Source organism: Streptomyces sp. NPDC030222 (assembly GCF_055573115.1).
Window position 1 is genome coordinate 57,424 of the sequence record NZ_JBVICA010000021.1, and the last position, 24,230, is coordinate 81,653.

20 protein-coding genes are annotated in these 24,230 nt (G+C 72.3%); 9 read left to right on the forward strand and 11 right to left on the reverse strand.

The genetic code is table 11. The annotated features are described in order from the left end of the window. The first annotated feature begins 145 nt into the window (after positions 1-145). The gene (locus ACZ4Z5_RS26350) at positions 146-2,002 is read left to right on the forward strand and encodes a serine/threonine protein kinase (protein ID WP_468266888.1); all 1,857 of its coding nucleotides are present in this window, start codon (positions 146-148) and stop codon (positions 2,000-2,002) included. 70 nt (positions 2,003-2,072) lie between these two features. Here ACZ4Z5_RS26350 and ACZ4Z5_RS26355 read toward each other — a convergent pair whose 3' ends face one another. Beyond that, positions 2,073-2,480, reverse strand: coding sequence for a hypothetical protein (locus ACZ4Z5_RS26355; RefSeq protein WP_468266890.1), 408 nt, complete (start codon positions 2,478-2,480; stop codon positions 2,073-2,075). A gap of 114 nt (positions 2,481-2,594) precedes the next feature. Here ACZ4Z5_RS26355 and ACZ4Z5_RS26360 point away from each other — a divergent pair, with 114 nt between their 5' ends. Together ACZ4Z5_RS26360 and ACZ4Z5_RS26365 are read left to right on the forward strand one after the other, a co-directional pair. Further along, positions 2,595-3,443 (forward strand): helix-turn-helix domain-containing protein, encoded by an 849-nt coding sequence (locus tag ACZ4Z5_RS26360; RefSeq protein ID WP_468266892.1) that lies wholly within the window; start codon positions 2,595-2,597, stop codon positions 3,441-3,443. After that, on the forward strand, positions 3,440-3,676 hold the full coding sequence (locus tag ACZ4Z5_RS26365; protein WP_468266894.1) for a DUF397 domain-containing protein: 237 nt from the start codon (positions 3,440-3,442) through the stop codon (positions 3,674-3,676). The genes ACZ4Z5_RS26360 and ACZ4Z5_RS26365 overlap by 4 nt, the downstream gene beginning before the upstream one ends. 7 nt (positions 3,677-3,683) lie before the next feature. Here the strand turns inward: ACZ4Z5_RS26365 and ACZ4Z5_RS26370 are convergent, their stop codons facing one another. Further along, on the reverse strand, positions 3,684-6,029 hold the full coding sequence (locus tag ACZ4Z5_RS26370) for a serine/threonine protein kinase (protein ID WP_468266896.1): 2,346 nt from the start codon (positions 6,027-6,029) through the stop codon (positions 3,684-3,686). Between the two features lie 41 nt (positions 6,030-6,070). Further along, positions 6,071-8,434 (reverse strand): protein kinase domain-containing protein, encoded by a 2,364-nt coding sequence (locus tag ACZ4Z5_RS26375; protein WP_468266898.1) that lies wholly within the window; start codon positions 8,432-8,434, stop codon positions 6,071-6,073. Positions 8,435-9,075: 641 nt separating this feature from the next. Between ACZ4Z5_RS26375 and ACZ4Z5_RS26380 the strand changes: the two genes are divergently transcribed. Continuing rightward, on the forward strand, positions 9,076-9,441 hold the full coding sequence (locus ACZ4Z5_RS26380) for a peptidoglycan-binding domain-containing protein (RefSeq protein ID WP_468266900.1): 366 nt from the start codon (positions 9,076-9,078) through the stop codon (positions 9,439-9,441). Between the two features lie 174 nt (positions 9,442-9,615). Beyond that, positions 9,616-10,434 (forward strand): transporter substrate-binding domain-containing protein, encoded by an 819-nt coding sequence (locus ACZ4Z5_RS26385; protein ID WP_468266902.1) that lies wholly within the window; start codon positions 9,616-9,618, stop codon positions 10,432-10,434. Between the two features lie 189 nt (positions 10,435-10,623). Here the strand turns inward: ACZ4Z5_RS26385 and ACZ4Z5_RS26390 are convergent, their stop codons facing one another. Together ACZ4Z5_RS26390 and ACZ4Z5_RS26395 are read right to left on the reverse strand one after the other, a co-directional pair. Next, positions 10,624-11,514 carry a glycoside hydrolase family 19 protein gene (locus ACZ4Z5_RS26390; protein WP_468266904.1) on the reverse strand — a complete coding sequence of 297 codons (891 nt, stop codon included), beginning with the start codon at positions 11,512-11,514 and terminating at the stop codon, positions 10,624-10,626. Positions 11,515-11,870: 356 nt separating this feature from the next. Beyond that, entirely contained in the window at positions 11,871-13,154 is a 1,284-nt protein-coding gene (locus ACZ4Z5_RS26395; RefSeq protein ID WP_468266906.1) for an adenylosuccinate synthase, read from the reverse strand. A gap of 165 nt (positions 13,155-13,319) precedes the next feature. Between ACZ4Z5_RS26395 and ACZ4Z5_RS26400 the strand changes: the two genes are divergently transcribed. Beyond that, positions 13,320-14,126 carry a diacylglycerol kinase family protein gene (locus ACZ4Z5_RS26400; protein WP_468266908.1) on the forward strand — a complete coding sequence of 269 codons (807 nt, stop codon included), beginning with the start codon at positions 13,320-13,322 and terminating at the stop codon, positions 14,124-14,126. Positions 14,127-14,248: 122 nt separating this feature from the next. Here the strand turns inward: ACZ4Z5_RS26400 and ACZ4Z5_RS26405 are convergent, their stop codons facing one another. After that, a complete protein-coding gene (locus tag ACZ4Z5_RS26405) occupies positions 14,249-14,749 on the reverse strand; it encodes a GbsR/MarR family transcriptional regulator (RefSeq protein ID WP_468266910.1) in 501 nt (166 codons plus the stop codon). A gap of 92 nt (positions 14,750-14,841) precedes the next feature. Between ACZ4Z5_RS26405 and ACZ4Z5_RS26410 the strand changes: the two genes are divergently transcribed. The 3 genes from ACZ4Z5_RS26410 (at position 14,842) to ACZ4Z5_RS26420 (ending at position 18,536) form a co-directional block, all read left to right on the forward strand. Continuing rightward, positions 14,842-15,768: an ABC transporter ATP-binding protein gene (locus ACZ4Z5_RS26410; protein ID WP_468266912.1), complete on the forward strand. Its 927-nt coding sequence runs from the start codon at positions 14,842-14,844 to the stop codon at positions 15,766-15,768. Then, complete coding sequence (locus ACZ4Z5_RS26415; protein ID WP_468266914.1) at positions 15,765-17,375, forward strand: ABC transporter permease; 1,611 nt, start codon at positions 15,765-15,767, stop codon at positions 17,373-17,375. Before ACZ4Z5_RS26410 ends, ACZ4Z5_RS26415 begins: the two co-directional genes overlap by 4 nt. A gap of 219 nt (positions 17,376-17,594) precedes the next feature. Continuing rightward, complete coding sequence (locus ACZ4Z5_RS26420; protein ID WP_468266916.1) at positions 17,595-18,536, forward strand: D-alanyl-D-alanine carboxypeptidase family protein; 942 nt, start codon at positions 17,595-17,597, stop codon at positions 18,534-18,536. A gap of 169 nt (positions 18,537-18,705) precedes the next feature. Here ACZ4Z5_RS26420 and ACZ4Z5_RS26425 read toward each other — a convergent pair whose 3' ends face one another. The 5 genes from ACZ4Z5_RS26425 to kynU all read right to left on the reverse strand — a co-directional run bounded on the left by ACZ4Z5_RS26425 (position 18,706) and on the right by kynU (position 24,220). Further along, complete coding sequence (locus ACZ4Z5_RS26425; RefSeq protein ID WP_468266918.1) at positions 18,706-19,917, reverse strand: cytochrome P450; 1,212 nt, start codon at positions 19,915-19,917, stop codon at positions 18,706-18,708. Between the two features lie 38 nt (positions 19,918-19,955). Further along, on the reverse strand, positions 19,956-20,612 hold the full coding sequence (locus tag ACZ4Z5_RS26430) for a response regulator (RefSeq protein ID WP_468266920.1): 657 nt from the start codon (positions 20,610-20,612) through the stop codon (positions 19,956-19,958). Then, positions 20,609-21,877 (reverse strand): sensor histidine kinase, encoded by a 1,269-nt coding sequence (locus ACZ4Z5_RS26435; RefSeq protein ID WP_468267024.1) that lies wholly within the window; start codon positions 21,875-21,877, stop codon positions 20,609-20,611. Before ACZ4Z5_RS26435 ends, ACZ4Z5_RS26430 begins: the two co-directional genes overlap by 4 nt. 143 nt (positions 21,878-22,020) lie before the next feature. After that, positions 22,021-22,914 carry an alpha/beta hydrolase family protein gene (locus ACZ4Z5_RS26440; protein WP_468266922.1) on the reverse strand — a complete coding sequence of 298 codons (894 nt, stop codon included), beginning with the start codon at positions 22,912-22,914 and terminating at the stop codon, positions 22,021-22,023. A gap of 85 nt (positions 22,915-22,999) precedes the next feature. After that, positions 23,000-24,220 carry a kynureninase gene (gene kynU / locus ACZ4Z5_RS26445; protein WP_468267026.1) on the reverse strand — a complete coding sequence of 407 codons (1,221 nt, stop codon included), beginning with the start codon at positions 24,218-24,220 and terminating at the stop codon, positions 23,000-23,002. Positions 24,221-24,230 lie beyond the last annotated feature (10 nt).

The window sequence follows — 24,230 nt, forward strand, 5'->3', positions numbered from 1 at the left end:
GCCCGGAGGTGCCCGGGCGGGCGGAGACCTCTCGGGGAGGCCGCGTAAGGGACTGTGCGAGGATCCCTGCGTGCAGCCGATCACCGCGGAAGACCCTGCCTGGATAGGCCCGTACCGCCTCCTCGGTCGTCTGGGGGAAGGCGGAATGGGCCGTGTGTATCTCGCACGCAGCGAGGGCGGACGGACCGTCGCCGTGAAGCTCGTCCTCGAACAGCTCGCCAGGGACCCCGAGTTCAGGCGGCGGTTCGCTCAGGAAGTGTCCGCCGCACAGCGGGTCGGCGGACGGTGGACCGCGCCGGTGCTGGACGCCGACACGGGAGCTGCGATTCCGTGGGTCGCCACCGGCTACATCTCCGGCCCGTCCCTGACGGAGGTCGTCGGCAAGGACCACGGGCCCCTGCCCGACACGTCCGTACGGGCGTTGGGGAGCGGGCTGTCCCGGGCGCTGGAGGCCATCCACTCCGTCGGCCTGGTGCACCGCGACCTCAAGCCGTCGAACATCCTGGTGACGGTCGACGGGCCGCGCGTCATCGACTTCGGCATCGCCCGCGCCCTGGACGCCGCCGCGGCGAGTGACGTCCGGACCCGGACCGGCGCCGTGGTCGGCTCCCCCGGCTTCATGTCGCCCGAGCAGGTGATGGGCGAGACCATCACCCCGGCCTCGGACGTGTTCGCCCTGGGTGCGGTGCTGGCGTACGCGGCGACCGGAAAGACCCCCTTCGGCAAGGGTGACGGCGGGGTCCACACGCTGATGTACCGGATCGTGCGGGAGGAACCGGACCTCACCGGTGTCCCGTCGAGCATCGCCGGACTCGTGCGGGCCTGCCTGATCAAGGATCCTGCGGGCCGGCCGACGGTCGCCGAGCTCATCGACGCCACCAAGGACGCCGACCCCGCCGGTGCCTGGCTGCCCGGCGAACTGCTGGCCCAGCTCGGCCGACGGGCGGCGCAGCTCCTCGACGCGGAGGCGCCCGCCCCGCGCCCGTCGTTCCTGACGGCGCCCACGCCCCCGGAGCTCCAGCCCTACGCCCCCACGGCGGTGGCGCAGTCGCCCGCGCCCTCGCCCGGCCCGCACGGCTATCCGCAGGGCCCGTACGCGCCCGGCCCGATGGCGATGCCCCCGCAGCCGACCGGGCCCGCTCATGTGCCGACGCCGCCACCCGTGCCCGCGCCCGCTCCGCGCAGACTGGCCGGCCCCAAGTTCGGTCTGCTCGTCATCGCCGGTCTCGTCGGCATCGCCGTGGTCGGCAGGGTGGTGCTCGGCCTGCTCCCCCTCGGGGAGGAGAAGAAGGAGGAGGCGAAGCCCAGGGGGGTGATCCCCGAGCTGTATCTGAACGCCTGGGAAGGGGACATGAGTCTGGGCCCGGAGAGCGGCTTCCAGGGCCGGTTCCAGATCGTGCAGGGCAAGAAGGGCGCGCAGGTCGCCACGGTCACGTTCACCTACTCGAACGTGATGTGCACCTCCCGGAGCCCCCTGGTGTCGGCCGACGACAAGAAGCTCGTCCTCGGCAAGGGCACCCCCGTGAAGAGCGTTCCGAGCGGATCCCGGCTCTGCGAGCCGGCCCCGAAGCAGACGCTCACGATGCGGGACGACGGTCAGCTGGACTGGGAGATGTCGGGCGGGAAGTCGACGCTCCGGACGGCCACGTCCGCGACCAACGACGCCGCCGTCCACCCCAAGTACCTCGGCACCTGGAACCTTCTGACCGACTCCCCGGCGTACCGTCTGAAGGTCACGATCAAGCAGGGAGCGGTCGGCTCGGCGGTCGCGACCGCGACGGGCGAGGACAAGTACGCCGGCTGCACATGGACGTCGCTGCTCGCCGGCTCGCACAGCGACCGGCTGCTCCTCGGCCCGTTCGTCCCGGGCAAGGGCAAGGGCAGGTGTCCGGTGAAGAGCACGTTGGTGATGACACCGAACGGCGAGGACTACGCGTACGTCAGCCGTTCGGACGGCCCGAAGGGCGCGACGCAGGAGCAGATGGCTCGCGTCGGCAGCTGAGGGTGAGGGCGGACCGGCCGGTGGGGGCGGCCGGTGGCGGGCGGCCGGTCCGGACCGGACCGGACCGGGCTCAGTTCAGCAGCACCGACAGCGCGCTCCGCAGCAGCAGTGGGTGTACGAAGCGCCCCTCCTCGGACGGAGGACAGCGCCATGCGAGGGGCCACGTCGGTCCGCGCAGGGCGGGTACGGGGATGTAGCAGACCTGGTTCGGCCCGGCGGTCAGGCGGGTGACGGCAGCCGGCCAGGGGCGGTGCGCCGTGCTGCCCGGCGGGACGAGGAAGTAGACGCCACGGCGCCCGTTGGACGCGGCGACGATGGGGCCGGGGTCCCCGACCGTCATCGCCTCCAGGACGTCCGCGAGCCGCCGCCCGACGTCCCCGTCCACCCGGACGGCGTCGAACTGAACGCCTGCCTTACGGAGTTGCAGGCCTGACGTGGGCACCCAGGCTGGTGCGCGGCGGTGACTTTGCGTATTCACAGTGCCAGTGTCAGTGCCCAGAGTTAGCGTTCTCCATGACACTGCGTCGACCTTCGATCACAGTACGAAGGGGACGCTGTTCTGTTGTGACCGGTTGAGTCCGGTTGGATCGGGATGGTGATCGCTTTGGCGCGAGCGGAGAACAAGGAGACCGCCGGATCGGCGACGCGGTTCGTCGCGGAGATCGCGAGGATCATGCGGACGCAGCAGAAGCTGACGCAGGAGGAGTTGGGCAGACAGCTCGGATACACGGGGTCGGCGGTGAGTGCCATGGAGACGGGGGCGCAGCCTGCGAGTGACGACATGCTCGTCAGGCTGGAGAAGGCCATCGGCGCCGGCTTGGGCATCTTCGAGGTGGCGCGGCCGTATGTGCTGATGGACAAGTACCCTGCGCGCTTTCGGGACTTCTCCCGGCTGGAGGCGGGGGCGCTTACGCTTTCGTCCTATGCAACCCTGGTCGTCGACGGGCTGTTCCAGACAGAAGACTACGCAAGGGCGTTGATCAGTGGCAGCTATCCGGCCGTGTCCGAGGCCAAGGTCGAGGAGCTGGTCGAGGCGCGGTTGGCTCGCAAGGCCCTGTTCGACCGTGATCCCCTGCCGATGATCGAGCTGATCCTCGAAGAGTCCGTGCTGCGGCGGCCGTTCGGCAGCCGGGACATCATGCGGGCCCAGCTGAGGTCCCTCGCCGAGGACGCCCGCCGGGTCAACGTCACCGTGCAGGTGCTGCCGCTGGACCGTGGCCTGCGAGGCTCTTACGCAGGTGACCGCGGACCCATGAAACTGGTGGAGACCAAGGAGCACGACCATGTGGTCTACATGGAGATCGAGGACCAGGGCCTCCTGGTCAGCAGACCGGCCGAGGTGAGCCAACTCTCGCACCGGTATGCGAAGATCCGCGCACAGGCCCTGAGTCCTGACGACTCCCTGAGCCTCATTGAGCGGTTGGCAGGAGAAGAGCGATGACCAGCACCCTCCGGTGGTTCAAGTCCAGCTACAGCGACGGCGGCGGCGGCGACTGCGTCGAGGTCGCCTTCAACTGGCACAAGTCGAGCTACAGCGACAGCGGCGGCGGCAACTGCGTCGAGGTCGCCGCATGCCGCCACACCGTGCACGTCCGCGACTCCAAGGACCCCGGCGCCGGCACGCTCGCCGTGGCGCCGGAGTCCTGGGCCGCGTTCGTGTCCTGGGCCGCGTAGGAGAGCCCTACGGCAGGGCGGCCGAGACGATCGTGCCGTCCTTGTGCGCGGTGAAGACCACGTCGCCCTGGACGAGCAGCAGCGGCGGCACGTCGTAGGTCGGGTCGGGCGCGGGCCAGCCTACGGGTGTGGCGGATCGGATGTCCTGGCCGTCCTTCAGCGAGGCCGTCAGCAGTCGCTCCTTGCCGACGAGCAGCAGCCGGTCGCCGACGACGTACGCGTTGCCCACATGGGGAATCGCCTCGCGGTCGAGCGGCGGCATCAGCCAGGTGTCCTCGCCCGTCGCGACGTCCACGGCCCGCAGGCCGGGACCGTCCTGGAACTCCCTCTGGACCAGCAGGAAACCGCCCTTGCCGGCAACGAGCGGCCGGCCGGGCAGTCGGCGCTCCTCCTTCAGGCTGCGCGGGTCCAGGACACGGGTGGTGTCCGGGGCGCCGATGGCTTCGGGCTTGTTGCAGTAGACCCGGCCGTCCGGGCCCGTGAAGTCGCCGCACGGGACGCCCTCGTGGACGACGTCCCCCGTGGCGGGGTCCAGCGCCACGGGGCGGTCGCCGGTGATGAGCAGTCGGCCGGCGGCCAGGGTCATGCTCTGCGGCCAGACGTAGTTCCGCTTCGTCGTCCACAGCATCTTGCCGTCGCTCTCGCGGTAGGCGCGGAACATCATCGTGTTGGAGCCGGTGTTCCCGGTGTCGCCCTGGTACGCGACGTAGACGACGCCCTTGGCCGCGACGGCGAGGGCCGCGAGGTAGCCCTCGGTGCCGGGCCAGCGGGCGACCGGCTTGCCGTCGGAGAGACCGGCGACGACGATCGCGTCGCCTTCCGGCAGGTACACCTTGCCGTGGGAGACGCCCGGTGCGGTGGCGGCGATGTCGGCGGCCTCCGGGTTGTCGTGCTTCCATTTCAGGCTGCCGTCCGCGGTGCTGCGCGCCTCCACCGTGGTCTTGGAGGCGCAGATCAGCAGTCCTTCGGCGATGACGCAGCCGGTCGCGCCCTGGGGCGCCCTGACGTGCCAGGGCTTCCACCCGGCGGGGCGGCCCTCACCCTTCCGGCCGGCGTTCTCGTAGACGAGTGTGCGCGCCCCGTTCGCCGCGTTCACGGCGATGGGCTCGACCGGGTCCTCGGCGGGCGCCGTGGCGGACGGGCGCGGAGTGCCCTTCCCGCCCTTCGGGGTGTCGGGGCGCAGCCACTGGATGCCGAGGACGGCGAGGGGGCCGATGAGGAGCCCGGCGAGGACCGCGAGGGCGATGCGCCGGCCGTTGCGCCGCTCGGCGGGCGGCCGGCCGTCGGCCGGAACGGGCGGAGTCGGCGCGGGCGGTCCCGGGGCGAACGCCTGCGGCGGGTATGCGGACGGGCCCACCGGGGACGCCGGGTACGCGGACGGATTCGCCGCAGACGGCGGGTACGCGGGCGGGCTCACCTGGGCGGGAGTCACGGGGGGCGGTGGCGGGACGGGGGCGGACGCGTACCGCCGTACCTCCTCCCCGTGGGCGCCGATCAGCTGATGGACGGAGGACGGCCACGGGTAGGGGCCGCCCTCGACGCGGGGCACGTCGAGGCGGCGTATCAGTTCGTCGGCCGTGGGGCGGGCGGTCGGGTCGAGGCGCAGACTGGTGGTGACGATCTCCAGCAACTCGTCCGGGACGGCCGTGAGATCGGCCTCTGCCTGGGCGATGCGATGGATGACGGCGACGAGTTCGTCGTCGTCGAACGGTCCTCGGCCGGTCGCGGCGAAGACCAGCAGCGCGGCGAGACAGAACACGTCCGACGCCGGCACGACGCCGTCACCGCCGGTCAGGTGCTCCGGGGACATGAAGCCGGGCGTGCCGATGACGCCGCCGACGGCGGTGAGCGCGGTGCCGTCGAAAGCGCGCGCGATACCGAAGTCGATGACCTTGGGGCCGTCGGCGCCGAGCAGGACGTTCGCCGGCTTGAGGTCGCGGTGCAGGATCCGCGCGCCGTGGACGGCCTTGAGCGCCCGGGCCAGGTCCGCGCCGAGCGCCCGGACGGCGGGCACGGGCAGCGGCCCGCAGCGGGCCACCGCTTCTTGCAGCGAGGGTCCGGCGACGTACTCGGTGGCCAGCCACGGCGGATCGGCATCCGGCGCGGCGTCCAGCAGGGCGGCGGTGTACGGGCTGCGCACCGCGCGGGCCGCGTCCGCCTCGCGGCGGAAACGCACCCGGAAGGCGGGGTCGATGTCGATGTCCGCGCGGATCGTTTTCACGGCCGCGAGCGACTGTGGCGCGTCCTCCCGGCGGGCGAGGCAGACCTCGCCCATGCCCCCGGCGCCGAGCCGGGCGAACGGCAGGTACGGTCCGACGCGGCGCGGGGTGTCCGCTCCGAGCGGTTCGAGCAACTCTTCTTTCCTTCCGGCGGGCCTGTGCGGTGTTCTCGTCCTCAGGGCAGGGCCACGGAGCCGACCGTGCCGTCACCGCGGACGAGGTGGACCACCCCGCCGGCCGTGAGCAGTTCGGGCGCGCTGGCGGCGTCCGGGGTTCGCCCGGACGCCCCTCCGACGGGGACGGTGACGAGCGCACCGCCGTCCGCACGGGCGTAGAGGGTGATGCTGTCGGCGTAGACGCTGGTCGTGGCGACCCGTACGGGCGGGGTGACGGCCGCCGCCCGGCCGTCCGCGGCGGAAACGATCGGGCCGACATCTCCGCGGTCTTCGTCCCCCGGCAGCCAGGTGACGCGCCGGGCTTGCGGGAGGGCGAGAAGCATGGTGCCGACGTCTCCGGTGCCGAGCCGGGCAGCGGTGGCGGACGGTGCGTCGGGCAGCCGGACGCGGCTCTCGGGGGGCAACTCGTAGAAGTCGGCGGTGCGGTACGCCTTCACTTCCCGGCCGTCCGCGTCCGGGCAGAGGATCGTGCCGGCGACGATGCGGGCGCCCCTGCCGCAGCGCACCCGGGACGTGGTCTGCCGTTCCCCGGTCCGCGGTTTCCCGGTCGTGGCCTCCCAGGCCTGGAGCCCCTGCTCGGTGCCGACGAACAGGACGTCGTCGGCGAATGCCAGGACGCCGAGGTCCGTGGCGCCGACCGGTCCGACCGTCCTGGTCCACAAGGGCTTCCCGTCCGCGGCGGAGTGGCCGGAGGCATGGACGCCATCGCTGTCCGACCAGGTGGCGAAGACCTGGCCACCGGCAGTGACGAGACGGTCGACAGGGGGCCCGCCCAGCGGACGGTCCCACCGGACCCGGCCGTCACCGACCGCGCGGGCGCGCAGCCGGCCGTCCTCGGCGGCGATCACCAGATCGCCGGCGATCACGGGCGCGCCGGCGCCCCGCGCGGACTTCGCCGTGGCGCGCCACGCCTCCGTACCGCCGGCCGCGTCGAGGGTCTGCAGGCGGCCGTCGACGAGACGGCAGACGAGAGCGGGTCCGGCGAGCCCGCAGTCGCTCGGCCGCCCGGCGAGCCGTGCGTTCCACGGCTTCCAGCCCGCCGGGCGTGCCGTCGCGTTCTTGTCGAAGGACAGATTGCGGTCGGAGCTGCCGAGTTCGTCGACGAACTCGGCCTGCCGGACGGCGGCGGTGTCGATGCGGGACGCGCCCGCCGCGTCGGAGGGGCGCTCCGGTGACGTGCCCTCCCCGGGCTGGAACGCCCGTACGGCGAGGACACCACCTGCGGCGAGTGCAAGCGCGCACACCGCGGCGATCAGCGTCCTGCGTCGGCGGCGGTCGGGCCGGTGCTGCCCGGGCACGGATGCGGGCGGCGTGCCCGAGGCTGTGGTCGGGAGGCCATGGAGGTCCGGGGCTGTGGTCGGGAGGCCGTGGATGTCCGGAGCGGCGCCATGGAGGTACGGCACGTGGGGGCCGGCGGACCCGGGGTCGGGCGCAGTCGGTACGGGCGGCTGGTACCGCGACTGGTCGGCGAGCACGGCGTCGAGTTCCCGCTCGTACGTGCCGATGAGCCGGTCCACGGGGGCGGGCCAGGCCATGGGGGCGGACGTGCCCTCGCCCAGCCGGCGTTCGAGTTCCCGGGTGTCCGGCCGCGCGGACGGGTCCTTGTGGAGGCAGTCGGCGAGCCGGGCCCGCAGCCACGGGTCGACGGCGTCCAGGCCGCCGAGGTCGGCCTCCTCGTGGGCGATCCGGTAGAGGACGACGGCGAGCGGCCCGTCGCCGAACGGAATACGGCCGGTCGCCACGTAGCAGAGCAGGCTCGCCAGACAGAACACGTCGGACGCCGCGACGACGTTCCGGCTGCCCGATACGTGCTCGGGCGACATGAACCCGGGCGAGCCGACCATCACGCCGGTCTGCGTCATCGTGCTGGCGCCGAAGGCCCGCGCGATGCCGAAGTCGATGACCTTGGCGCCGTGGCCGGTGAGCAGCACGTTCGCGGGTTTCAGGTCGCGGTGCAGCACCTGCGCGTGGTGGATGCTCCGCAGGGCCCGTACGAGATCGAGGCCGAGGGCCCGGACGGCCGCCGGGGGCAGCGGTCCGCATTCCCTGACGGCCTTCTCCAGGGTGGGGCCGGGAACGTACTCGGTGGCGAGCCACGGGGAGACGCCGTCGGCGTCGCCGTCCAGCAGACGGGCTGTGAAACGGCTGTCGACGGACCGGCCGAGGGCGATCTCCCGCCGGAAGCGGCTGCGGAAGCCGGCGTCGTTCGCGAGGTCGGCGCGTACGGTCTTCACGGCGACGACCGCGCGCGTGCGGTCGTCGACACCGAGGAAGACCTCGCCCATGCCGCCCGCGCCGAGCCGCGCCAGGGTCCGGTAGGGGCCGATGAACCGAGGCGATCGGGCGCGCAGTTCACCGAGCACGCTTCGCCGAACCCCCTCGTCGCACGGGCCACCCCCGTGATCGCCCGTCACATCCCAACACACTGACGGGGACCGGACAAGTTCGCCTCGGTGTGCTCCGGGCTCTGGACACGCCGAGTATCCGGGCAGGTCGGAGGCAGTGCCGGCGCCCTGGGAGGACCACCTGTGCCATGAGCCGTCGAGCACGTACCGGCGCGGGTCGTCGAGCGACCGCGTCGAACCGTCGGCGTCGGACACGGGGAGGATGCAGACGCATGAGGCTGCCGCCTGTCGGGTGCGGTACCGGGCCGACGGGCCCGGAAACACTCCGGATGCCCGATTCGGGCCACCCGCGTAGCGTTGAGGCACGTGCGGTGGCGATCGGGCCGCACGGGCCGACGCGCGGCCGCGGCCGCTCGCCCCCACCCCTGTGCCGGCCGGGGCACGAAGGGGCCTGCGGGCGAGCCTCCCGGCGCCGTCGTGGCGTGGCGCCTACGTGCGCACGATCCGGCGCACAATCCGGCGCAGGGGTCCGGCGCACGGGTGACATCGGCAGCGGGAACAGGTGCGCACCACGCCAACGGGGCACAGTCACCGGCACAGTTCTTACGGCCCTCGGAATCGCTTCACCCACGAGGCAGGGAAACCAAGGAGAAAGACGTATGCGACGACGCGTGGCATCCGTGCTCGGCACGACGCTCCTCGCCGCGGGGACGATGGGGGTGGCCGCACCGCAGACGGCCCCGGCCACGACGCCGGGAGGATGCTCGTACGTCGCCGCCTCCCAGCGTCCCGTGCTGAAGTACGGGACCACCGGCCCGGCCGTGCGGCAGGCCCAGTGCCTGAGCAACGTGTGGAACGGGGTGCCGAAGCTCGCCACGGACGGGAAGTTCGGCCGGTACACCCTGGCCAAGATCAAGTGGATCCAGGGCTGCCACGGCCTCGCCAAGGACGGCGTCATCGGCGCCGCCACCTGGAGGGCCCTCTACTACCCGGTCCCGGACTGCTACGACGACTATCCGGCCTGACCTGGCCCGTCCGACGGGGACACGTCCGGGTCCCCTGGCCGCGCCCGGTGAGCGCGCCATGCGGCCAGCGCCTCGGTGCGCGTGCCCGTGGGGTGTTCCGCGTGCCAGGCGCGGAGGAAATGCCGTCGAGAGGCGCCGGGATGCCCTCGAAAGCGTGACCTAGACTCCCCTGCCATGGGGAACGTGACTGCGGCCATCACCGGGGACCTGGCGCCGAGCGGCGTACTGCGCGCCTCGATCAATCTGGGCAATCCGGTGCTGGCCCAGGGCACTCCGGAGGCACCGGCCGGCATCACGGTCGACATCGCGCGCGAGGTGGGCGCGCGGCTGGCCGTGCCGGTGGAACTCGTCTGCTTCGACGCCGCACGGAAGTCGTACGAGGCCATGGCGACCGGGCGGGCCGACATCTGCTTCCTGGCCGTGGAACCCGCCCGTGAGGCCGAAGTCGCCTTCACCGCACCGTACGTCGTGATCGAGGGCGTGTACGCCGTGCCCGACGACTCACCCCTCACCACGGCCGCCGACGTCGACCGCGAGGGCGTGCGCATCGGGGTGAAACGAGGCTCCGCCTACGACCTCTTCCTCACCCGCACCCTCCGGCACGCGACCGTCGTGCGCGGGGCGGAGGGCGTCGACGCGTTCCGCTCAGAGGGCCTGGAGGTCGCGGCCGGCATCCGGCAGCCGATGACGGAGTTCGTCGCGGCGACTCCGGGAATCCGGCTGATCGAGGAACGGTTCATGCAGATCCGCCAGGCGGTGGGCACCACAAGGACCCGGCGTCCGGAGACCGTACGGTTCCTCCACGACATCGTCGAGGAACTGAAGGCCGGCGGATTCGTCGCCGACTCCCTTCGCCGCGCGCACCAGTCCGACGCTCTGGTGGCCCCGCCCGCCCAGGGTGACATGCGGGCGGCCGGCCCGCGGACCGCACGAGTCCGTCCACGGTCGGCCGACGCCGACATCCGGCCGACGGCTGAGCGGCTGAGCGGCTGACGGCTGAGCGGGGGCCGGTCGGCGGCTGCCCGGAGCCGGGCGCCGCCCGACAACCGACCAGGACGGAACCGGCCGGGGACGGACCCCGGCCCGGCCCCGACCGCAGCCCGTCGCGACCGACCGCAGCCCCGGCCGACGGCTGACCGGGAAGGACCCGGCAGCGGCCGGCCGAGGCAGTCCGGCGACGTCTCAGCAGTAGAGGTTCCCTCCCGGCGCCACACCGAGGATCTGCGTGAAGCGCTGGTAGTTGCTCACCCGGCTCTGGACCTGTGCCGGATTCCTGCCGTCGCATTCGAGGGCGCCGTTGATCGAGCGGATGGTGTGACCGAAGCCGGCCTGGTCGACCATGGCCCGGTGGCCGGTCATGGTGCCGGGGCCGTTCTGGGTGTTCCAGTACCAGAGGCCGGTCTTCCAGGCGACGGCCGCCTCGCGCTCCACCCGCCAGGGGTTGTTCAGCAGGTCGATGCCGAGTGCGTCACCGGCGGCCTTGTAGTTGAAGTTCCAGCTGAGCTGGATCGGGCCGCGCCCGTAGTAGGCGGCCTGACCCGCGGGACAGCCGTACCACTGCGAACGGTCGCAGTAGTGCGGGTAGTTGGCGGTGTTCTGCTCGACGACGTGTACCAGGCCGCCCGTCTCGTGGGCGACGTTCGCGAGGAAGGCCGCGGCCTCCTGCTTCCTGACCGTGTCGCTGCCCGTCCTGGCGAAGGCCGGGTACGCGCCCATGGCCGCAGTGAGCCCGCTGTACGTGTAGAAGGGATTCCGGTTCGGGAACATCCGGTCGAACTGGGCCTCGCTGACAACGAAGCCCGAGGGGTCCGGCACCGGCGTGCCACCGCCGCTTCCGCAGGTGCCCTGGTCGGCCCAGACCTCGGCGCGGCCGGGCGTCTCGCCCTGGGTCCACCACTTGGCGCGCCAGTTGTGGCCGTTGTGGGAGGCGGTCATGCCGCCGGTGTACACGGACGAGGAGTTCCATCCGGCGGCGCAGGCGGCTGCGGAGGCGGGGGCGGCGGGCAGGAACACTCCGAGCCCGACGGCGGCCGCGAAGGCGGTGAGCAGGGTCGTGAGGGTACGTCGTGACAACGTTATCGGCCTTCCGTGTGGGGGTCGCGCGAAGCACGCACGGAGTGCACGGACGGAGGAGCGAGCGCGTGCGGTGGCGCAGTGGGGACGGACGAACCTGTGGGGGGGTATCCCGTGGGGGTATCCGCACTGAACCGGAATTGGTCTGCACCTGTCAAGGTCTAGACCAGAATCCGGTCCTCGTCCCGGCCGCCGGCCGCATCGATCCGGCCACCCCGGACAGCGGCACGGAGCCCGGTCCGGGTCACCGGCGGCCTCCGGGACGGCGACGGTGCCGAGCACCTGGAACGTCCACCGGAACGGCGAAGCGCCCCGCCGGCCGTGTCGGCCGACGGGGCGCTACCGCGCACCCGTTCCTACAGGAAGGAGTTGATCTCGATCGTCTCGGTACGGCCCGGGCCGACACCGATGGCGGAGATCGGGGCGCCCGACATCTCCTCCAGCGCCTTCACATAGCCCTGCGCGTTCTTCGGCAGGTCGGAGAAGGTCTTGGCCTTGGTGATGTCCTCGGACCAGCCCGGGAGGTACTCGTACACCGGCTTCGCGTGGTGGAAGTCGGTCTGGCTGTAGGGCAGTTCCTCGACCCGCCGCCCGTCGATCTCGTACGCCACGCAGACCGGGATCTGCTCCCAGCCGGTCAGCACGTCGAGCTTCGTCAGGAAGAAGTCGGTCAGACCGTTGACCCGGGTCGCATAGCGCGCGATGACCGCGTCGAACCAGCCGCAGCGACGGTCACGGCCGGTGGTGACACCGCGCTCGCCGCCGATGCGGCGCAGGGCCTCGCCGTCCTCGTCGAACAGCTCGGTGGGGAACGGACCGGCGCCGACGCGGGTCGTGTACGCCTTGAGGATGCCGATGACCCGGCTGATCTTCGTCGGGCCCACGCCCGCGCCCGTGCAGGCGCCGCCCGCGGTCGGGTTCGAGGAGGTGACGAAGGGGTACGTGCCGTGGTCGACGTCCAGCAGGGTGCCCTGGCCGCCCTCGAAGAGGACGACCTTGCCCTCGTCGAGCGCGTTGTTGAGGATCAGCGTGGTGTCGGCGACGTACGGCTCGATCTTGCCGGCGTAGCCCAGCAGCTCCTCGACGACGCGCCCGGACTCGATCGCCCGGCGGTTGAAGACCTTGGCGAGGAGCTGGTTCTTCTGCTCCAGCGCCGCCTCGACCTTCTGGGTCAGGATCGACTCGTCGTAGAGGTCCTGGACCCGGATGCCCACGCGGTTGATCTTGTCGGCGTAGGCCGGGCCGATGCCGCGGCCGGTCGTGCCGATCTTGCGCTTGCCGAGGAAGCGCTCGGTGACCTTGTCGAGGGTCACGTTGTACGGGGTGATCAGGTGGGCGTTACCACTGATGAGCAGCTTGGACGTGTCGACGCCACGCTCGTTCAGCCCGCTCAGCTCGGAGAGCAGGACCGCCGGGTCGACGACGACACCGTTGCCGATGACCGGGGTACATCCCGGCGAGAGGATTCCGGAAGGGAGGAGGTGCAGCGCATACTTCTGGTCACCGACGACGACGGTGTGACCGGCGTTGTTGCCACCCTGATAGCGCACTACATAATCGACGGATCCACCGAGGAGATCAGTGGCCTTTCCCTTGCCTTCGTCACCCCACTGAGCACCGAGCAGCACAAGTGCGGGCACAGGCGTACACCCCTTCCGGGCGGGGCATGTCCAACGTCAGGGGGCGTACGACGATGTACACCGCAGGGCTGAGCCGTCGGACCGGGTGCCCCGGAATAGACGAAGCCCCTGGCGCAATAGCGCAAGGGGCTCTTGCACAAAGATGCTACCCGAGGAAGGACCGAGGTGTCGGCTCACGACCAGCTCTTGGTGGTCATCGACCCGGTCGCTCGCAGGACTGACGGCGAGTCGGTCCGTATCGCGAAAGATGTGCTGTGTGCAGCCGCCACAGTGAAAGTCTGCCTGCCGGAAGGGCCGGAGGAGTTCGTCCGGGCCCTCGCCCGGCGGGGCAGCAGGCGCCCCGTGGTGATCGGGGACGACCGGGCACTGCTACGGACCGTGACCGCGCTGCACCGCGGGCGTGAGCTGGACGGCGTCGCTCTGTCGCTGGTGCCCGTCGGTACGCACGCGACGCTGGAGCTGGCCGGCGCGCTGGGCGTGCCCACGGGTGCGGTGGCCGCGGCGCGCACGGTCCTGGACGGTGCGGCTCAGCGGCTCGACCTGCTCGCCGACGACAGCGACGGGGTGGTGCTGGGCAAGCTGGTCGTCCCCGGCGACATGCACGCGCCTTCCGTACACACGCCGTCCCTCTGGTCGGCGTGCCGGTCGCTGGTGCGCACGCTGACACGGTCGGCGCCCGCCGCGCCGGCCGGCGGTCCCGCCCGGACGCACCGGCTGCGGGTCGAGGCGGACGGCGTCCTGCTCAGCGACCTCGACCGGCCGGTCGACGACGTCACGGTGCGCGCCCTGGACGGCGTGGCCGAGGTCGTGGTCCGGCCGCACGGCGCGGATCCGGTCCGGGCCAAGGCCCATGCGGTGACCGTCTCCGGCGCCTCGTTCCGCTACCGCGCGGACGCGCTGACGAACGGCCCGGTCCGCACGCGGACGTGGACCGTCCGTCCGGACTCCTGGACGCTGATGCTGCCGGAGTAGGCGACCGGGCACCGCTACCAGGCCAGGTCGCGTCAGACCAGGTCGAGCGCTACCAGGCCAGGTCAGGTCGGGCCAGGCCAGGTCGAGCGCTACCAGGCCAGGCCAGGCCAGGTCAGGTCAGGTCAGGTCAGGTCCGGCGTCGCCCGGTGCTCGCGCCAGCGGTCCAGCATCGCGACCATCTCCTTCTGCAGGAACTCGAAGAACTCGACGGTCTCGGCGACCCGCGCCCCCGCCGGAGTGCCACGGCCGAGTACGTCCGCGCCTTCCCGCAGCGTGTGTTCCCAGCGGCTCAGCATCTGGTCCCGGCGGGCGAAGGTGGTGTACCAGAGTTCCTGGTGCAGCCGGTAGCGGTCGCGCCGGGAGCCCGGGTCGCGTTCGCGTCCGATCATGGAGACCTGGGTGAGGTAGTTGACCGCGCCGGAGACCGCCGCGGGGCTGACCTGGAGGCGCTCCGCGAGCTGCGCGGAGGTCATCGAACCGTCGTCGGACGCGAGCAGCGCGGCGAAGACACGCGACGCCATCCGCTGCATCCCGGCCTCGGTGAGTTCGGCGGCGAACCGCTCGACGAACCGGGCGACGGCCTCGTCGTCACGGCCGTCCGTGCTGCTGTTCTCGCTGGTCATCGGCTCATCGTCTCCCGTGGTCCGCCACCTGTCGTTGATTTTAACGCTTCGTTAACTTCACAAGTTTGTGAAACCAGCGTAGGTTCCGAACCATGACGAAGGCAATCAGCGTCACCGGACTGCACAAGTCGTTCGGCCGGACGCACGCGCTGGACGGTCTCGACCTCACCGTCGGAACGGGAGAGGTCCACGGGTTCCTCGGCCCCAACGGCGCCGGGAAGTCCACCACCATCCGGATCCTGCTCGGTCTGCTCCGAGCCGACTCCGGCGAGGCCCGGATCCTCGGCGGCGACCCCTGGCACGACGCGGTCGAGCTGCACCGCCGGATCGCCTACGTCCCCGGGGACGTCACCCTGTGGCGGAACCTCAGCGGCGGCGAGGTGATCGACCTCTACGGACGGCTGCACGGAGGACTCGACAAGGGCAGGCGCGCGGACCTCGTCGAACGGTTCGAACTGGACCCGACGAAGAAGGGGCGTACGTACTCCAAGGGCAACCGGCAGAAGGTCGCCCTCGTCGCGGCCTTCGCCTCCCGCGCCGACCTGTTCGTCCTCGACGAGCCGACCTCCGGACTGGACCCGCTGATGGAGGAGGTCTTCCAGCAGTGCGTGCGCGAGGAACGCGACCGCGGCCGCACCGTCCTGCTCTCGTCACACATCCTCGGCGAGGTCGAGACCCTCTGCGACCGGGTCAGCATCATCCGCAAGGGACGGACGGTCGAGACCGGTTCGCTCGCCGACCTGCGGCACCTCACCCGTACGAGCCTCACCGCCGAACTGGCCACGGCTCCGGACGGACTGGCCCACCTGCCCGGCGTCCACGACGTCGTCGTCCAGGCGGTCGCCGGGGGGCCGGGCAGCCGGGTGCGCCTCCAGGCCGAGACCGACAAGCTCGACGCCGTGCTGGCATCCCTCACCGCCGCGGGCGTGCGGTCCCTGACCAGCACCCCGCCCACCCTGGAGGAACTCTTCCTCCGTCACTACCAGGACGACCTCCGGGAAGGGGCGGTGGCGCGATGACCTCCGCGGCCACGCCCGCCGTACGCACGGCGGGCGGAACGCACCGGCTCGCGGGCACCGGCGCGCTGCTGCGGCTCGCCCTGCGCCGCGACCGGCTCATGATGCCGATGTGGGTGCTGGTCACCGCGGGCATGGTCGTCAGCGGCAGGGGCACCCTCGCCGCGCTGTACGGCACGGCCGCCGAGCGGGCCGGGCTCGCCCGGTCGATGACGGCGAACGGCTCTCTGCGCTCCCTCTACGGACCGGTGTTCGGCGACTCGGTCGGCGCACTCGTCGCCTGGCGGTTCGGCACCTTCGCGGCCGTGCTCGCCGCGGTCATGAGCCTGATCGTCGTGGTCCGCCACACCCGGGAGGAGGAGGAGACGGGCCGTCAGGAACTGCTCTCCTCCGCGATGGTGGGCCGCCAAGCGCCGCTGACCGCCGCACTGCTGGCGGCGCTGGCCGCGAACGCCGCGGTCGCCCTGCTCGTCACCGCGGGCCTGGCCGGCGAGAACCCGGCCGGAGCGCTCGCCCTGGGGCTCGCCGTCGGAGGCACCGGCATGGTGTTCGCCGGGGTCGCCGCCGTCACCGCGCAGCTCACCGAGAGCGCCCGGCTCGCCAAGGGCCTGGCCGCCACGGTGCTCGGCACGGCGTTCGCGCTGCGCGCGGCCGGCGACGCCGGGACGGCCGACGGCTCGTCGGCCCTGACCTGGCTGTCACCGGTGGGCTGGGCCGAGAACGTCCGCGCCTTCGCCGGTGAACGCCCGCCGGTGCTGCTGCTCATGGCGGCGGCGGTCGCGGCGCTGTGCTCGGCCGCGTACGCCCTCGCCGGGCGGCGCGACCTCGGCATGAGCTTCCTGCCGGCCCGGCCCGGGCCGGCCGAGGGGCGGATCTCCACGGCGTACGGGCTGGCCTGGCGGCTCCAGCGGGGCGGCCTCGGCGGCTGGGCGGCCGGGTTCCTGCTCGCCGGGACCGTCTTCGGCGGGATGGCGGCGGGCGCGGCCGATCTGATCGGCGGCAACGAGAAGGCCCGGGACATCATCGAGCAGATGGGCGGCCGGAGCGGACTCGTCGACGCCTTCCTCGCCACGATGACCGGAATGTTCGGGATGGTCGCCGCGCTGTTCGCGGTGGGCTCGGTGCTGAGGCTGCACGGGGAGGAGACCTCGCAGCGCGCCGAGCCGCTGCTGGCGGGCGCCGTGAGCAGGACGGGCTGGGCCGCCGGGCACCTGCTGGTCGCGTTCGGGGGATCGGTGCTGATCCTCCTCCTGAGCGGGACCGGTCTCGCGATCGGGCACGGCGGCGGTATGCCCGCCCTCCTCGGGGCCTCGCTGGTCCAGGTGCCGGCGGTGTGGACCCTGGCCGCGGTGGCGGTGCTGCTCCACGGGGCCCTCCCCAGGGCGGCCGCGGCGGGCTGGGCGGCCGCCGGGACGTGTCTGGCGCTGGGCTGGGTCGGCCCCGCGCTGAGGGTGCCGCAGCCGGTGATGAACCTCTCACCCTTCGGCCACCTGCCCAAGCTGCCGGGTGCGGAGATGGCGTGGACGCCGGTGCTGGTGCTGACGGCGCTGGCCGCGGCTCTGGTGGCGGGCGGCCTGGCGGCGCTCCGGCGCAGGGACCTCACGGTCTGACGGCCCCGGCCGTCACGGCGCCCCCACCCCGCCTCCCACCCTGAGAAAGAACGCCTGAATGCCCGGCTTCGACGGCATTCAGGCGTTCGGCTTGCCGAGCCGCCCACTCCGTTTCGCCACAGCTCTGTCACATTCTCAACCTCGCGGTGACATCACCCTTTGAACCGCTGTCAGGATGTGACCCTTCAGACCACCCCCTCACAGTCAACGGAGCATGCATTGAGACTTGGGTTCAAGGGTGCCCGTAAGCGGGGCATCGCGGCCCTGCTCGCAGCCGGAACGGCACTCGTTGCGGCCCCCCTCGCCGCGACCCCGGCCCACGCAGCCGGCAGCCCCTCGGGCGTCACCTCCCAGAACGCCTTCCTGATGAACGCGTCGGACGGCTCCCATCTGTGGAGCAAGAACGCCGACACCAAGCGCCAGATGGCCAGCACCACCAAGATCATGACGGCGGTGATCGTCACCCAGGCGCGCGGTCTCGACCTGAACAAGCAGGTCACGATCAAGCAGGCGTACCGTGACTACGTCACGCGGACCGGCGCCAGCACGGCCGACCTCCGCACCGGCGACAAGGTCACCGTCCGTCAGCTCCTCAACGGCCTGATGCTGCCCTCCGGCTGTGACGCCGCGTACGCCCTGGCGGACACCTTCGGCGTCGGCAACTCCATGAACGAGCGCACCAAGTCGTTCGTCGGCATGATGAACAAGAGGGCCGCGGCGCTCGGCATGCGCAACACCTTCTTCGACTCCTTCGACGGCATATCGACGACGGGCAGGAACGTCTCCACCCCTCGCGACATGGCCAAGCTGGGCCGCAACGCCATGACGAACGGGATCTTCACCGGCATCGTCAAGCAGACCGTCCACAAGAGCACGACCCCGAGCGGGAACCGCACGTACACCTGGTACAACACCAACAAGCTGCTCGGCTCCTACAGCGGCGCCAACGGCATAAAGACCGGCACCGGCACCAGCGCCGGCCCCTGCCTGGTCTTCTCCGCGACCCGCAACGGCCGCACCGTCATCGGTGTCGTCCTGAACGACCCGAGCACCTCGTCCCGCTTCACCAACGCGGCGAAGATGCTCGACTGGACCTTCGGCTCGCAGACCGCACAGCAGATGAAGCTGCGCCAGCTTCCGCCCGGCGCAGAGCAGGACTGACGCGTCGGACGCACAGCGCGCGGACACCACGCGCACACCGCGAAGGCCGCCCCGGAGCCCCGCTCCGGGGCGGCCTTCGCCGTTCACGGGGCACGCAGTTCACACAGCCCACAGGACCCACAGTCCACAAGGCCCACCCTCCACAAGGCCTGCGGTCCGGTCCCTCCGCTCACGGGATCTCGACCAGGAGCTCCTCCAGTCCCCGGATCACATAACCGGGCCGCCACTCCGGCTCCGCGGCGAGCCGCAGCCCCGGCGCGGCACGCAGCAAAGCCCCGAACGACGCGGCTAGTTCCATCCTGGCCAGAGGTGCGCCCAGGCAGTAGTGGATCCCCGCCCCGAACGTGATGTGCGGATTGACGGCACGGGCCAGGTCCAGTTCACCGGGCCGCTCGAAGACCGCGGGGTCGCGGTTCGCGGAGCCGAACAGCAGGGCGACCTGCGCCCCGCGCGGCACGGTCGTCCCGCCGATCTCGATGTCGTCCAGCACCCAGCGCGTGAACATCTGGAGCGGGGTGTCGAACCGCATCAGCTCCTCGATCGCCGTCGGCAGCAGGCCCGCAGGGTCGGCACGCAGCACCGCCAGCGCGTCGGGGTGCCGCAGCAGCGTCCACCAGCCCGTCACGGTGGTGTTGACGGTCGCCTCGTGACCGGCGTTGAGCAGCAGCACACAGGTGGAGATCATCTCCTGCTCGCTCAGCCGGTCGCCCTCGTCGTGCGCGGCGATCAGCGCCGAGACCAGGTCCTCCCCCGGGTCCGTGCGGCGTTCCGCGATCAGCTCCCGCAGGTAGGCGGAGAAGGCCAGCGCGGCCCGCACCGCGCGGGCGGCGGTCTCCTCCGACGGGTGCGGCTCGAACATGCCGCAGATGTCCGCCGACCAGGGCCGCAGCAGTCCGCGGTCGGACTCCGGGATCCCGAGCATCTCGGCGATGACGGCCACCGGCAGGGGTTCAGCCACCGCGGTCAGCAGGTCCCCGCCGCCCTCCGCCACCAGTGCGCCGACCAGGTCCCCCGCCAGCTCCTCCAGGTACGGGCGCAGCGCCTCGACCGTGCGCGGGGTGAACGCCTTCGACACCAGCCGCCGGATACGGGTGTGGTCCGGCGGCTCCAGGTCGAGCAGCCCGTGGTCGTTCAGCACGTGGAACGGCTCGTGGGCGGCCGGCGGGGGCGTACGGCCGAACTCCTCGTCGGTGAATCGGTGCCGGTACGTCCGCCCGAGCCGGCGGTCCCTCAGCAGCGCTGACACATCGGCGTGGTGCGGGACGAGCCACTGGTCCGTCGGCTCGTGGTGGTGCACCCGCCCCCGGGCCCGCAGCTCGGCGTACACGGGGTACGGGTCGGCGACGAACGCCGGTGACCAGGGGTCGAAGAGGTCGGTCATGGCCCGACGCTAGCCGGGCCGCAGCGGGGAGACCAGGGTCAGCCCGGGGTTACCAGCCTGGCCTCGTACGCGAACACCGCGGCCTGGGTGCGGTCGCGCAGGCCGAGTTTGACCAGGATGCGGCTCACATGGGTCTTGATCGTCGACTCGGCGACCACCAGCCGGGCGGCGATCTCCCCGTTGGACAGGCCCTGGGCGATCAGCACGAGCACCTCGGTCTCCCGTTCCGTGAGATCGCCGACCTGGCTCTGTGCGGGCGGCTTCGGCGTACCGATGCGGGAGAACTCGGTGATCAGCCTGCGGGTGACCGACGGCGCGAGCAGGGCGTCGCCCGCGGCGACCACCCGCACGCCGTCCGCGAGCTGCCGTGCCGAGGCGTCCTTGAGGAGGAACCCGGAGGCTCCGGCGCGCAGCGCCTGGTACACGTACTCGTCCAGGTCGAAGGTGGTGAGCACGAGGACCTTCGCCTCGGCGTCCGCGGAGACGATCTCCCGGGTGGCGTCGAGGCCGTTCATCTCGGGCATGCGGATGTCCATGAGGACGACGTCGGGCCGGAGCTCGGCGACCCGGGCGACGGCCTCCCTGCCGTTGACCGCCTCGCCGACCACCTCGATGTCGGGCATCGCGCCCAGCAGGACGGAGAATCCCTCGCGGACCATCATCTGGTCGTCCGCGATCAGCACACGGATGGTCATGCGCCGTCCTTGCGGAGGTCGGGGCCGGCTGCGACGGGGATGAACACGGCGACCTCGTACCCGCCGTCGTCCGTCACCCCGGCCGTCATCTCGCCGCCCAGCATGGCGACCCGTTCGCGCATGCCGGTGATGCCGTGCCCGGCGCCGGGCGACGGGCGGACGTCGCCGGTCGGGGCGCCGTTGACGATACGCAGGCCCAGGCCGCCCAGCACATGGCTGATCTCGACACGGGCGCTCGCGCCGGGCGCGTGCCGCAGGGTGTTGCTGAGGGCTTCCTGGATGATCCGGTACGCGGACAGTTCGACGCCCTGCGGCAGCTCGCGCACCGCGCCGGTGACCGTCTTCTCGACGGTCAGGCCGGTGTCGCGGACGTTCGCGAGGAGTCCGTCGAGATCGGCGAGGGTCGGCTGGGGGGCGTCGGGGGCCTCGTGGTCCTCGGCCCGGACCACCCCGAGGACCCGGCGCAGCTCGGTCAGTGCGGCCACCGCGTTCTCCCGGATGACCTCGAAGGACTTGGTGAGCTCCGGCGGCGGGTTCTCGACGCGGTAGGGGGCGGCCTCGGCCTGGATCGCGACCACCGACATGTGGTGCGCGACCACGTCGTGCAGCTCCCGGGCGATGGTGGTGCGCTCCTCCAGCAGCGTGCGCCGGTCGCGTTCGATCGCGGTCACGGTCTGCTGGGCGCTGACCTCGCGCTCCGCCGTGCGGCGGGTGTGCACCAGGGACACGACCAGCAGCGCCAGCGCGGACATCACCGCCATCGGACCGGTGTCGGACCCGTGCCAGTCGGGGCCGAGGGCGTCCATGGCCACACCCAGTCCCAGGGTGAGCGTCCACATCCACAGGGCCGCCCGGGGCCCGGTGCGGGCCGCGACGACCACCAGCACCACCAGGTGCGCGAAGAAGGAGGACGGCACCCACGGGAAGTCGTAGTCGTTCGCCACGGCCGTCACCAGCGGGGTGGCGAGCAGGGACGTCCAGAACGCGAGGACCGGCCGGGTCAGGGCCATGACCACGGGGACCGCGGAGAGGATCCCGATGACGGCCGGCCGCAGGTCGTCGCCCACGTCGGCCGGCGCGGTCGCCAGGAGGAACGCGAACAGCGCGCACCCGAACACCACGGCGTGCCGGAACCAGCCCGCGTGCCCGCGTATCCGGCGCGGGACCAGACGGGCGAGCCGCCCCTTCCCGGTGCCCTTCGGCAGGGGGCGGTAGGCGAACGCGCCGTGGAGGAGTTCCCGGCGCAGTCCGCCGAGGGTGTCCATGGCCAGCCGGAACTCGGGGCTCCGTGAGGTGGTGTGTGTCTCGGTCACGACGCCACGGTAGGGGGCGCGGCGGACGCGGTCGTCACCTGTGATGCGGATCCTTCGGCGTCCGTCGCAAGTACTACCTCACCGGCCCGGCCGGCTCACCAGGCCAGCTGGGCGATCTCCTCCGCCACCACCGCGCAGGCGTCCACCGCCGGGTCGATCAGCGGGAAGTGGCCGACGTCCTCCAGCAGCGTCCACCCGACCGTCTCGCCCGCCTTCGCCGCCGCGTCGACGTAGGACTCGGCGACCTCCTGGGGCACGACGATGTCGGTGCGGCCCTGCACCACGGTGGTCGCGATCCCGGTCGGCAGCAGCACGGCGGGGTCGGCGTACGGCAGACGCCCGGCGAGCAGCGACTCGCCGCCCAGCAGCTGGCCGGCCGCGCCCGAGCAGACCCCGAGGTCCTCGGCGAGCCGCAGGTCGGCGATCGGGGCGAGCGCGACGACGCCCCTCAGCTCGGAAGGTTCCGGCAGGTACCAGGGCGCGTCCTTCGGCAGGACGTGCCGCGCCGCCGCCCAGAGGGCGAGATGACCGCCCGCCGAGTGGCCGGTGAGGACGGTACGCCGCAGATCCGCCTGCGGGAGCGCCTCCGCCACCAGCCCGGGCAGTGCGTCCAGCGCGGCGGCCACGTCGTCGAAGGTGTCCGGCCAGCGGCCCGCGATGTGCACGCCCTCGTCCTGCTGCGGGAGGGTGCTGCCGCGCCGGTACTCGACGCTGGCCACGGCGAACCCGCGCCGGGCCAGGAAGTCCGCGAACGGGGAGACGTGCTTCCGGTCGTAGGGGGCACGCCACGCCCCGCCGTGCAGGACGACCACGAGCGGGGCGCTCGGACGGCCGTCCTGCGGCGGATACAGGTCGACGATCTGGTCGGGGTGGTCGCCGTACGCCACGGTGGCGGCCGGCTCGACGACCGGGTGCGCGAAGGCCGACTCGGCCTCCGCCGCGTCGCGTGCGACGGCGTCCCGGGCATCCTTCGGCGCGGGATCGGACATGCCCCAGCCTTTCCCCGGCGGACCGGAATTGGATCTCGCGACGGGACCGTACCACCCTCTCCCCCGCCCCGGTCCGCCCTCGGGATCATTGCTCCGAGAGGATCTCCCCCAGGATCCGCGCCGCCCGTTCCGTGTCGGCGAAGCCGACGTAGAGCGGGGTGAACCCGAAGCGCAGCACGTCCGGCCGGCGGAAGTCGCCGACCACGCCGCGGGCGATGAGACGGCTCATCACCTCACCCGCGTCGTGGCAGCGCAGCGCGACCTGGCTGCCGCGCTCCGCGTGGGCGGCCGGGGTCACGGACGTGACCCGGCCGGGCGGGGCGTAGGCCTCGACGCACTCCAGGAAGAAGTCCGTCAGGGCCAGGCTCTTCACCCGGACGGAGTCGACGGTCACCCCGTCCCAGACCTCGAGGGCCGCGTCCAGCGCCAGCATCGACAGGATGTCCGGCGTGCCGACCCGGCCGCGCACCGCACCGTCCGCGGGACGGTACCCGGGCGTCATGCCGAACGGGTCGGTGTGCGAGTTCCAGCCGGGCAGCGGGGAGTCGAAGGACCCCTGGTGCTCGCCCCGCACGTACAGGTACGCGGGGGAGCCCGGTCCGCCGTTGAGGTACTTGTAGGTGCAGCCGACGGCGAAGTCGACGCCGTGCTCCTCCAGGCCCACCGGCAGGGCTCCGGCGCTGTGGCACAGGTCCCAGACGGCGAGGGCGCCCGCCGCGTGCACCGCGGCGGTGGTGCCCGGCAGGTCGTGGAGCCGGCCCGTGCGGTAGTCGACGTGGTTGACCAGGACCGCCGCGGTGCGCGGGCCCGTCTCCTCGGCGATCCGGGACGGGTCGACGGGCCGCAGGGTGCGGCCCGTCATCCGGGCAGCGGACTCGGCTATGTACCCGTCGGTGGGGAAGGTGGTCGCGTCGACCAGGATCTCGTCCCGGCCGGCGGGGGCGAGCCGCACCGCGCCGACGAGCGCCTTGAAGACGTTCACGCTGGTGGAATCGCCGACGACCACCGTGCCGGGGGCGGCGCCGACGAGCGGGGCGATCCTGTCGCCGATCCGTTCCGGCGCGGTCCACCAGCCGCTCTCGTCCCAGGAGCGGATGCGCAGCTCGCCCCACTGGCGGGTGACGACGTCGGCGACCCGGGCGGGCACGGACGCGGGCAGCGCACCCAGCGAGTTCCCGTCCAGGTACACCACGTCGTCGAGGACGAACTCGGCGCGCTTGTGGGCCAGCTCGTCGTTCTCGTCGCGCTTGGCGGCCAGGAGTGCGAGCTCGGTGTTCTCGGACACGGCGGCGCGGTCGTCGGGCATGGCGGCGCGG

Coding starts and splice junctions, on each gene's coding strand:
- ACZ4Z5_RS26385 (WP_468266902.1), top strand. CDS start 9,616: ATGGGGAACGTGACTGCGGCCATCACCGGGGACCTGGCGCCGAGCGGC.
- ACZ4Z5_RS26415 (WP_468266914.1), top strand. CDS start 15,765: ATGACCTCCGCGGCCACGCCCGCCGTACGCACGGCGGGCGGAACGCAC.
- ACZ4Z5_RS26380 (WP_468266900.1), top strand. CDS start 9,076: ATGCGACGACGCGTGGCATCCGTGCTCGGCACGACGCTCCTCGCCGCG.
- kynU (WP_468267026.1), bottom strand. CDS start 24,220: ATGCCCGACGACCGCGCCGCCGTGTCCGAGAACACCGAGCTCGCACTC.
- ACZ4Z5_RS26350 (WP_468266888.1), top strand. CDS start 146: ATGGGCCGTGTGTATCTCGCACGCAGCGAGGGCGGACGGACCGTCGCC.
- ACZ4Z5_RS26440 (WP_468266922.1), bottom strand. CDS start 22,914: ATGTCCGATCCCGCGCCGAAGGATGCCCGGGACGCCGTCGCACGCGAC.
- ACZ4Z5_RS26360 (WP_468266892.1), top strand. CDS start 2,595: ATGGTGATCGCTTTGGCGCGAGCGGAGAACAAGGAGACCGCCGGATCG.
- ACZ4Z5_RS26410 (WP_468266912.1), top strand. CDS start 14,842: ATGACGAAGGCAATCAGCGTCACCGGACTGCACAAGTCGTTCGGCCGG.
- ACZ4Z5_RS26405 (WP_468266910.1), bottom strand. CDS start 14,749: ATGACCAGCGAGAACAGCAGCACGGACGGCCGTGACGACGAGGCCGTC.
- ACZ4Z5_RS26425 (WP_468266918.1), bottom strand. CDS start 19,917: ATGACCGACCTCTTCGACCCCTGGTCACCGGCGTTCGTCGCCGACCCG.
- ACZ4Z5_RS26365 (WP_468266894.1), top strand. CDS start 3,440: ATGACCAGCACCCTCCGGTGGTTCAAGTCCAGCTACAGCGACGGCGGC.
- ACZ4Z5_RS26435 (WP_468267024.1), bottom strand. CDS start 21,877: ATGGACACCCTCGGCGGACTGCGCCGGGAACTCCTCCACGGCGCGTTC.
- ACZ4Z5_RS26430 (WP_468266920.1), bottom strand. CDS start 20,612: ATGACCATCCGTGTGCTGATCGCGGACGACCAGATGATGGTCCGCGAG.